The organism is Curtobacterium sp. B8 (genome assembly GCF_000333315.1).
In the GTDB taxonomy this organism is placed as follows: Bacteria; Actinomycetota; Actinomycetes; order Actinomycetales; family Microbacteriaceae; genus Curtobacterium; species Curtobacterium luteum.
Genome location: NZ_BACW01000577.1, coordinates 1 through 10,224 on the forward strand (window position 1 = coordinate 1; position 10,224 = coordinate 10,224).

The following is a 10,224-nucleotide window of genomic DNA, read 5'->3' on the forward strand; positions in this document are numbered from 1 at the left end:
GCGAGGATCCGCTGGTACGTCGCCATGACCTGGTCGTACGGCCCCTCGAGCAGCTGCATGAAACGCCCACCCCGTGCCACGAGGAGGCCGGTCAGCCCGTCCTCGGTGTTCCGCTCCCGCGCGTGGGCGAGGACGGCGTCGAGTTCGGCGTCGTCGAACGGGGTCGTGGCCGAGCTCATGTACACGAGGGACTGCAGCATGCCCTCGATCCTGCTCGCATCCACGGCAGGCCGCTCGCCCCAGAACGGGCCGGGGTCCCCCGCACCGCGGCGTGGCGCGCGGGTCGCCCGGCCGCGCGGCCGCACGGCCGCACGGCCGCGCGGTGCGAGGCCGCGACCACACCGTGCGAGGTTTCGCACTCGGTGCGACCGTCCAGACCTCGCGCCGTGCGCACAACCTCGCACCGTGCACGGCAGAGCGCGCGACGCCCACTCTGGGGCTGCCGGGCGACACCGCGCCGACACGAGGATGAACGTGTGCGTCCCCGTCTCCTCACCGCAGTGCTCGCGCTGACCCTCGCGACCTCGTCCGCCACGGTGCTCGGACCTGCTCCGGCCCGCGCCGCCGACCCGGCCCAGGCGACCGTCACCGCACAGGCGTCCAGCACCGCCCCGGCAACCACGACCGCGACCACGACCACGACCACGACCACGACGATGCCGGCCTCGGTCCGGAAGCAGTACGACGACCACTACGGCACGTTCCCCACCTTCTTCCGGTCGGGCACCGGATCGACGAGCATCCCGCTGCCCCCGGGCAAGCGCAGCGGGATCCTCACCGTCACCGCGGACCGCGCGGGCAAGGACTTCGAGATCCAGGAGATCTCCTCCACCGGCGTGCACCTCGACAGCTCCGTGTGGGCCACCGGCCCGTACTCGGGCCACGTCGCGTACGGGACCGACTCCTGGCGCGCCCCGTCGGTCCTGAAGGTGATCGCGACCGGTCACTGGAGCCTCACGTTCCGGCCCGTCGCCGAGGCGCTCCCGCTCACGTCGTCGGGACACGGCGACGAGGTGATGCTCTACTGGGGCGCCGCGACCAGCCGGAGGTTCGTGTCGAAGGGCGGCGACATGGCGTGCCTCGTGCGCGAGACGCCGATCGCGCTCGACTACGAGACGATCGTCGCGTCGTCGGGCGGTCACGCCGAGTGCAACGCGACCGCGCACCTCCGGAAGGGCCCGTCGGTCATCCAGGTCAACAGCGGCGGGGACTGGACGCTCCGGTGAGTCGGGCGTCGGTGGGTGCTGGCACGATTGGTGCGTGCCAGCCGCCCCGATGATCGACGCCGTCGACGTCATCCGCTTCGTCGGACCGCAGGCCTTCGGGCGCGCGCGCGACGTCGTGCGCGCCGGCCTCGTCGACGACGCCGTCTGGCACGACGCCGACGGCACGGTCACCGCGAGCGTCTCGGGCTCCGCGGACGAGCCCTACGCCGTCCGCATCGAGACCACCCCTGCACGGGGCGAGTTCGTCCGCCCCGTCCGGAGCACCTGCTCCTGCCCGCTCGGCGGCGACTGCAAGCACGTCGCCGCCGCGCTCCTGACCGTCAACGCCCGCGCCCTCGCAGCGGCCGCCGGTCCGAAGGCCGAAGCTCCGGCTCCGCCGGCCCCGGACTGGAGGCACGAGGTCGCCCGCCTCGCCGGTGACACCGACCAGGCGCCAGCGCCGCAGGGCACCCCGATGGGCCTGCAGTTCGAATTGCGTGACGCGGTGACGGCGCGCTTCGCCGCGCGTGCCCGCGCGAGCGGTCGAGCGCTGCCCGCCGCGTCGCGCACCGTGCGGCTCGGGGTGCGCCCGGTCACCCGGAGCGACGCGGGCAACTGGGTGCGCGGCCAGCTGACCTGGAGCGCTCTCCCCTACTCGCAGAACCGCCTCGGTCTCACTCCCGAGCAGCACGCGTGGTTCCTGCAGCTCGCCGCACTCCACCGCGCCGGTGCTCTCGCCGGCCTCCCCGGTGAGAGCGACTGGATCCACCTCGACGACTTCCAGAGCCCGCTGCTCTGGCCCCTGCTCCGCCAGGCCGAAGGACTCGGGATCGCGTTCGTCACCGGCAAGCAGGCCAGCGGCGTGACCCTCGGCTCGGATGCCCGCGTCCTGCTCGACACCGCACGCTCCGAGGGTGGCCTCGTGATCGGCGCGAGCGCGGTCATCGACGGCCGGCCGGTCGCCACCGGAGCCGCGCGGACGATCGGCGACCACGGCGTCTACGCCTTCCGCGAGAGCCCGTCGTTCGCGGTCACGCTCGCCCCGACCCCGGAGCCGGTGCCCGAGGACCAGCGCCGCATGCTCGTCGACGGTGCGCGCATCACGGTGCCGGAGTCCGAGGTCGACGAGTTCCTCGCGGACTGGTCGCCCCGGCTCCGGGGTGCACGTGGGCTCGTCAGCTCGGACGGCTCGGTCGAGCTCCCGGAGCGCGGCACGCCCGAGCTCGTGCTCACGGCCACCTTCGAACCGGCACGGGCACCCCGGACCGACGACCGCGTGCACCTCCAGTGGCGCTGGCACGTCGACGGCCAGAAGGACCCGGTCGCGCTGCACGGGCCCCTCCCCGACCTCACCGAGGTCCGCGCGGCCGACGACGCCCCCGTCGGTCCCGGCGGTGGCCTCGACTGGTTCGTCGACGGGGTGGTCGACGACGCCGACGTCGCGGTGTTCGCGAACGAACTGCTGCCGCAGCTGACCGCGCACGGCATCCGTACCGTCGTGCAGGGCGAACGGCTCGACTACGAACGGCTCAGCGGTCGGCCGAACATCCGCGTCACGACGATGCCGTCGGAGAAGCACGACTGGTTCGACCTCGGGATCATCGTGAGCGTGAACGGCAAGGAGATCCCGTTCACCCCGCTCCTCCGAGCGCTGGCGGGGCGGGCGCGACGGCTCAAGCTCATCGACAACTCGTACCTCTCGCTCGCCGACCCCGCGTTCGACCGCCTCAAGGAGCTCATCGACGAGGCCCGCGATCTCGGCGAGTGGGAGCCCGACCAGCCGATGACGGTCACGCCGCTGCAAGCGGGACTCTGGTCGGAGTTCGACCAGCTCGCCGACGAGACCGCGCACGACGAGCGCTGGCAGGCGATCGCCGGGGGCCTCCTCGGCGCGACCCCGCCCGGGGACACCCCCGTGCCGGACACGGTCCGAGCCGAGCTTCGGCCGTACCAGCACGCCGGGTACGCCTGGCTGACGTTCCTCCGCCAGCACGGGATCGGCGGCGTCCTGGCCGACGACATGGGCCTCGGCAAGACCCTGCAGGTGCTCGCGATGATCGCGGCTGCCCGAGCGGACGCGCCGTCCGGCGCACCGTTCCTCGTCGTCGCGCCGACCTCCGTCGTCGGCAACTGGGCGGACGAGGCAGCGCGGTTCGTCCCGTCGCTGCGGGTCACCACCGTCACCGCGACCTCGCTCAAGGACCCGACACTGGTAGCCCGTGCTGCCGGCGGGTCGGACGTCGTCGTGACCTCGTACGCCCTGCTCCGGCTCGACGCGACCGCATGGGCACAGCAGGAGTGGGCGGCGCTCGTCCTCGACGAAGCGCAGTTCGTGAAGAACCCGCAGTCGCAGATCCACCGGGTCGTGACCGACCTGCGTGTCCCGGTGAAGTTCGCGCTCACCGGCACCCCGCTCGAGAACGGCCTCACCGACCTCTGGGCGCTCTTCCACGTCATGGCGCCGGGGCTGCTGTCCTCATGGACGCGGTTCGGCGACGACTACGTGAAGCCCCTCGCCTCGCCCGACCTCCGGGGGGACGCCCGACGGCAGCTCACCGAACGGCTCCGGCGACGCATCCGCCCGCTCATGCTCCGGCGGACGAAGGAGAGCGTCGCGGCCGACCTGCCGCCCAAGCAGGAGCAAGTCGTCCGTGTGACGCTCGACCCGGCACACCGCGAGCTCTACGAGCGGACGCTCAACCGTGAGCGGCTCAAGGTCCTGGACCTCATCGACGACCTGCCCCGCAACCGCATGATCGTGTTCCGCTCCCTGACGCTCCTCCGGATGCTCGCGCTCTCCCCCGCCCTCGTGCCCACCGCTGCGCCGTCGGGCGATGTCGACGACCCGGCCGAGGTCTCCGACATCCCGTCCGCGAAGCTCGACCTGCTGCTCGACGAGCTCGACCAGCTCGCTGCCGAGGGCAGACGAGCGCTCGTCTTCAGCCAGTTCACCTCCTTCCTGCGCATCGTGTCGGACGCACTCGACGCCCGCGGCATCGGGTACGAGTACCTCGACGGCGCGACACGACGACGCCCCGAGGTCATCGACCGCTTCCGGAACGGCACCGCGCCCGCGTTCCTCATCTCGCTCAAGGCCGGCGGGTTCGGGCTCACGCTCACCGAGGCGGACACCGTGTTCGTGCTGGACCCGTGGTGGAACCCGGCGGCCGAGAACCAGGCGGTCGACCGGACGCACCGGATCGGGCAGACGCGGTCGGTGAACGTGAACCGACTCATCGCCGAGGACACCATCGAGGAGAAGGTCCTCGCACTCGCCGCGAAGAAGGCCGAGCTCTTCGCCACGATGATCGACGACGACGCGCTCTTCGCCGACGACCTGACCGCCGACGACATCCGTTCCCTGCTCGCCTGACACCGACCAGCACGCCGTCCCTCGCACGACAGCACCACCCGCACCACGCCAGGAGTCCCTTCCCCCATGACGTCCCGCCGCCGCCGCCGCCGCCGCACCAGCACCGTCTCCGTCCTCCTCGTCCTCGCCCTGGCACTCGGTGGGTACGCCCTGCACGCTGCGCTGGCCCCGTCGGACGGGTCGAGCGCCGCGACCGAGTCGAACACCGGCGCGCACCCCACCGGCGGGGCGGACTCGACCGGCGGGGCGGACGCGACCGGTGAGGCGGACGCGACGGGCGGGGCGGAGCCAAGCCGTGCCTCCAGGCCGGATCCGGACACGACCGCGACGCTCCGCGCCCTCGCGAGCCTGCCCGTGAAGGGGAAGGCGCCGGCGACCGGCTACGACCGCACGGGCGACTTCGGGTCAGCGTGGCTCGACGTCGACCACAACGGGTGCGACACACGGAACGACGTCCTCGCGCGCGACCTCACCGGCATCGTGCGGCAGGGGCGGTGCACGGTCCTCACCGGGACGCTCGTGTCGCCGTACACCGGCGGGACCATCGCGTTCACCCGGGGGCAGACGACCTCGACCGAGGTGCAGATCGACCACGTCGTCGCGCTCGAGAACGCGTGGCGGACCGGAGCGCAGCAGCTGCCGCAGGCGGCTCGGGAGGGCCTGGCGAACGACCCCGAGAACCTCTTCGCCGTCGACCGGCACTCGAACGCGCAGAAGCGCTCGGGTGACGCCGCTACGTGGCTGCCCGCGGCGAAGGGGTTCCGCTGCACCTACATCGAGCACCAGGTCACGGTGAAGGCGCGGTACCACCTGTGGGTGACACCGGCCGAGCGGGATGCGATGGAACGGGTGCTCGACCGCTGCTGAGGGGGTGACGGGGCGATCCCTGTGGCATTTCCTGTTCGCGACGTGGCAGTTCCGGTGCGCTGACTCCGGGATTGCCGTACCGGAACTGCCACTGCGTGCTCATGACCCTCGGGCACTGCCACACGCGCGGGTCACGGCGTCGGCCCGACTGCCTAAAACAACAGGTGTAGCCTTACTCCCGATGCAGACGCATCGAATGGACTCGCTGCCCGCGCCGGGCGCGGACCCCGAGCCCTTCACCGCCGAAGACCTCAGGAGGTCCCTCCATGCCCGACACCAGCGCTGTCACCGCCCGCTTCACCGACCGGGTCGTCCTCATCACCGGCGGTGGTTCCGGCCTCGGCCGCGCCACCGCGGTCCGACTCGCGTCCGAGGGTGCGAAGCTCTCGCTCGTCGACGTCTCCGCCGAGGGGCTCGAGGCCACTAAGGCTGCCGTGCTCGAGGCGGCTCCCGACACCGAGGTCCTGACCACCGTCGCCGACGTCTCGGACGAGGCCCAGGTCGACGCCTACGTGATCGACACGACCGAGCACTTCGGACGCATCGACGGGTTCTTCAACAACGCGGGCATCGAGGGCAAGCAGAACCCGACCGAGTCGTTCACGGCCGCCGAGTTCGACCGGGTGGTGTCCATCAATCTGCGGGGCGTCTTCCTCGGGCTCGAGAAGGTCCTCGCCGTCATGCGCGAGCAGGGCTCCGGCATGGTGGTGAACACCGCGAGCGTCGGCGGCATCCGGGGGATCGGCAACCAGTCCGGGTACGCGGCCGCGAAGCACGGCGTCGTCGGACTCACACGCAACTCGGCGGTCGAGTACGGGCAGTACGGCATCCGCATCAACGCCATCGCCCCGGGCGCGATCTGGACGCCGATGGTCGAGAACTCGATGAAGCAGCTCGACCCGGAGAACCCGCGGAAGGCCGCCGAGGAGTTCATCCAGGTGAACCCGACGAAGCGCTACGGCGAGGCGCCGGAGATCGCCGCAGTGGTCGCCTTCCTGCTCTCGGACGACGCGTCCTACGTCAACGCCACGGTGGTGCCGATCGACGGTGGGCAGTCGGCGAAGTACTGAGCTGCCAGCACGCACGGACCGACATCGGTGGGGGTCCGTGCCTGCGCCGCAAGCGTCACGACAGTGCTCACGGCGCCGGACCGCGAGCCGTCGCGAGCCGGGCGGCGAGCGCAGCCGACCTGATCCGCTGACCCTGCGACGCCCGCCCGGTCCGCGGGTCGAAGAGCACGCCCTCGTCCGTCAGCACACCGCGGACATCCCGCCCGTCGGCCGTCGACCACCGCGACGCGGGCGGGATCGTCCCCGGCGTGTGCAGCACGCGGTGCGCCCCCGGCACGAGCTCGGACGCGAGGTGCTGGCCGACCGGCACCGGATGGGTCCCGACCAGCGAGGCGAGGTCCCCGAACGACGTCCACCGGCCGGGCGGGACCGCGGCGATCGCCTCGTGCACCACCTCCCAGCGCGTGCCGCTCGTCGACGCACCGGTGTCCGGACCGATCCACTCGGCGCAGATGCGGTCGGCGAGCCACCGCCCTCGCGCACGGATCTCCTCCGCTCCCCAGACCTCGTGTTCGGCGATCCGTCGGTTCATCTCGAAGCCGCTCACGGCGAACTCGGCCCGCTTCCACTCGAACGGCTGGTTGCCCAACTCCCCGTTCGAGCCGGTCAGCGTGAGGTTGCCGAGCGTGTGGACGAGCCGGTCGTGCACCTCGTCGACGGACTCCCCCGGCCGCAGACCCCGCTGCAGCACGCTCCGCCAATCCGCGGACATCCGCTGCGGCAGGACGTGCTCGACCGTCGCCCGGCCGACGTCCACCGGCTCCCGCGGGCGGAGGGTCCGTTCGATCCACGCGAGGATGAGCTTCTGATGCGGCCGACGTCCCCGTAGGTAGTACGGCTCGTCGAGGACTGCCGCCCGCACCCGGTCGTCGTCGATGAACTGCCGCCGTCCGGTCGACAGGGCGGCGCGCACGGCCGCCGCGTCTCCGATGCCCAGCACGCCGTCCGCCGCTGGCTGGTCGGGGTCCTCCAGGATCGAGCACGCGCGGAGCAGCGCACGGCTGGCTCCGTCGCCGGGCCGCCCGGCCACCGCCCGTCGCACGAGGAAGGACTCGACGACGCCCAGCGCCGCTGCGACCTCGGCTGAGTCGGAGTGGCCCGACGCTCGACGCGCGAGCAGTCGCAACGTGATCGGCACGGTGGTCGGCGATCCCCACTCCTGCAACCGCGTCAAGCGCTCGCGAACCGCTTCGTCGGGCTCGCGCTGCGGGTGCCGGACCACGGCGAGCAGTTCGGACAGGCGGGAGAAGCGCACGACCTCTGCCGTCACGGCCTGGTCATCGAGCTCGGCGAGCCGGGCTTGCTGGAACGCGTGGATCTCCGACTGTTTCACCGCCGGGTTGGTGGCCACCGCATCGAGCCAGAACAGCAGCTCGAGGTCCTCGCTGCTCAGCCGCTCTTGCATCGGCAGCCACCACGACGCGTAGACGGCGGCGCCGTCCGGCCCGAGGCGCATGAACAGGTGGTTCCGGATCAGGTCGCCCTGCGTGAGCTGCACACCCGTGTTGTTGATCGACTCGAAGATCCGGTAGACGTCGTCGTCACCCTTCGCCGTGATGGACACGAAGGCCAGGCCGCCCAGGACGGCGTCCCGGATGCGCTCGACGTAGTGCGGCTCGCCGACTTCGTCCGCTCCGTCCGCCGCGTCGAGCGCCTGTCGGAAGTCGTCGTACGCGGCGCGGACCGCGCTCTGCTCATCGGCGGCGACGCCGTCCACGACCGCGCAGTACGGTCCGCGGTCCGCCTGCGACGGAAGGAGCTTCAGTCGTTCGTCACCCGCCTTGTACCGGTCGGCGACGAACTGCTCGTGGATGCTCGCGGCGAGCATCGGCTCGTCCGGGCGGTGCGCGCGGAGGTGATCGCGCAGTGCGCACAGCAGGATCGACAGGGTCGTCAGTCGTTGCTGGCCGTCGACGACGAGGAACTCGACCCCGCTCGGCCCGATCCGTCCGGACGACAGGACGAGGGACCCCATGAAGTGCGTCGCTGCCGGGCTGGTCCGGCGGGTCCGTTCGAGCGCGAGGACGTCACGCCACAGCCGGGTCCGCTGTCGTCGACCCCAGGCGTACGGGCGCTGGTAGAGCGGCACGGCGTACTGCTTCGATCCCTCCAGCAGCTGCCGGATCGTCGTCTCCTGCACGTCCATGCCGGAACGGTAGGACGCGGAGCGAACCGCCGTGCGAGCGGCACCGGGACCTGTGGAGCGCGACCCGTGACGTCGTCCCCGTGGAGGACAGGGCTACCGGGAGCGATGGTGCCAGCGGTGACGATGGCAGTTCCGGTGCTCCGGCCCCGACGATCGCGCACCGGAACTGTCACCGGTCGGTGAGAACTTGCCCGCGCGTCCCGGGCTCCACCAGCTCGATGAACCGCGACAACAACGACAGCCCCGCGATCGACGGCGGCAGTCCGGTCGCCAACGCCGGCGAGTACACGAGGAACGCCGCCCACTTCGCCCGTGACAGCGCGACGTTCAGCCGGTTCGGCATGAGCAGGAAGTCGAGGCCGCGCGGGATGTCGGCCGCGCTCGACGCCGCGAGCGACACGATCGACACCACGGCCTCGCGCCCCTGGAACATGTCGACCGTCCCGACCTGGGTGCCGGTGAGTCCGGCGCGATCGAGTTCCTGCCGGATCAGCGCACCCTGCGCGTTGTACGGCGCGACGACGATGACGTCCTCGTCCGTGAGCTGCCGCGTCCCCGAGTCGTCCGTCCACGAACGACCGATGACGTCACGGGCGAGTGCGACGACCCGCGCGGCTTCCTCGGCGGACGACGTCGTGTTCCCCGCGTGCACGACCGGCTCCGGGTGCACGCCCGCGTCGATCCCGTCGAGGTGCCGCCCGGACGCCATCGACGACAACTGCCCGTCGTAGGAGAGCGACGACACCGATGCCGTCAGCGCAGGCTCCATCCGACGCGTGCGCGCGAGGAAGTACCCGAACTCGGGCGGCAGTACGTGCTCGCCGTCCGTCAGCCATCCGAGGGCCGACACGTCCACCGGCTCCGGGTGCGAACCCTGCGACACCTGGGGCAACTGCTGCGGATCGCCGAGCAGGAGCAGGCGGGTCGCAGCGATCGAGGACGCGATCGTCGGCGCGAGCGAGAACTGCCCGGCCTCGTCGACGACGAGCAGGTCGAGGGAGCGCCGCGCGATCGTGGTCTCGTTCGCGAAGGTCCACGCGGTCCCGCCGACGACGCCCCCGGTGCCGGTCTCGGCGCAGGACGACAGGAACGCGGCGATCGCGGAGTTGTTCTTCACCGGGGTCCACGGCGCTGCCTCGACCTCATCGTCGTCCGCGCCCGACCGCGGCACCTTGACCACGCGGTCGGCGGGTACCCCGGCTGCGACGACCGCGGCAAGGAAGTTCTCCGAGGTCGCGTGCGACTGTCCGACGACGCCGACCCGCCACCCGTACTCGCGGACGAGCCTCGCGACGACGTTCGAACCGACGTACGTCTTGCCCGTCCCCGGAGGACCCTGGATCGCCAGGTACGACCGATCGAGCCCGAGCAGCGTCGTCACGACCGCGGACACCATGTCGTCGCCCTGCACGGGAGCGATCGCACCGCGCGGCGGCACCCGACGGAGCAGGTCGAACGCAGGGTCCGGCAGCATCGACGGCAGCGCGTCGAGGACCTCCTGGCCCCACTCGGCGATCGCCTCGGGCTGGGGCTTCGCACGGGGCGGCGCGGCGGGCGCCAGGG

The 10,224-nt window shown here is 71.9% G+C and carries 7 protein-coding genes; 4 read left to right on the forward strand and 3 right to left on the reverse strand.

Annotation, left to right across the window (positions count from 1 at the left end; translation table 11 throughout):
• Window positions 1-200, reverse strand: a 200-nt coding sequence (locus I59_RS15625) for a BLUF domain-containing protein (RefSeq protein ID WP_022904669.1), incomplete at its 3' end; no start/stop codon positions are given.
• A gap of 276 nt (window positions 201-476) precedes the next feature.
• Here I59_RS15625 and I59_RS15630 point away from each other — a divergent pair.
• From I59_RS15630 to I59_RS15645, 4 genes are all read left to right on the forward strand, one after another.
• Window positions 477-1,226 carry a hypothetical protein gene (locus I59_RS15630; RefSeq protein WP_022904670.1) on the forward strand — a complete coding sequence of 250 codons (750 nt, stop codon included), beginning with the start codon at window positions 477-479 and terminating at the stop codon, window positions 1,224-1,226.
• Window positions 1,227-1,260: 34 nt separating this feature from the next.
• Window positions 1,261-4,578: a DEAD/DEAH box helicase gene (locus I59_RS15635; RefSeq protein ID WP_148286273.1), complete on the forward strand. Its 3,318-nt coding sequence runs from the start codon at window positions 1,261-1,263 to the stop codon at window positions 4,576-4,578.
• Between the two features lie 66 nt (window positions 4,579-4,644).
• Window positions 4,645-5,445, forward strand: a complete 801-nt coding sequence (locus I59_RS15640) for an HNH endonuclease family protein (RefSeq protein ID WP_042726823.1) — start codon at window positions 4,645-4,647, stop codon at window positions 5,443-5,445.
• A 266-nt stretch (window positions 5,446-5,711) separates the two neighbouring features.
• Complete coding sequence (locus I59_RS15645) at window positions 5,712-6,515, forward strand: SDR family oxidoreductase (protein WP_022904672.1); 804 nt, start codon at window positions 5,712-5,714, stop codon at window positions 6,513-6,515.
• A gap of 67 nt (window positions 6,516-6,582) precedes the next feature.
• On the opposite strand, the gene I59_RS15650 is transcribed toward I59_RS15645, so the two are convergent.
• Together I59_RS15650 and I59_RS15655 are read right to left on the reverse strand one after the other, a co-directional pair.
• Window positions 6,583-8,661 (reverse strand): DUF262 domain-containing protein, encoded by a 2,079-nt coding sequence (locus I59_RS15650; protein WP_022904673.1) that lies wholly within the window; start codon window positions 8,659-8,661, stop codon window positions 6,583-6,585.
• A 169-nt stretch (window positions 8,662-8,830) separates the two neighbouring features.
• On the reverse strand, window positions 8,831-10,224 hold a 1,394-nt coding region (locus I59_RS15655; protein ID WP_022904674.1), incomplete at its 5' end, for an ATP-binding protein.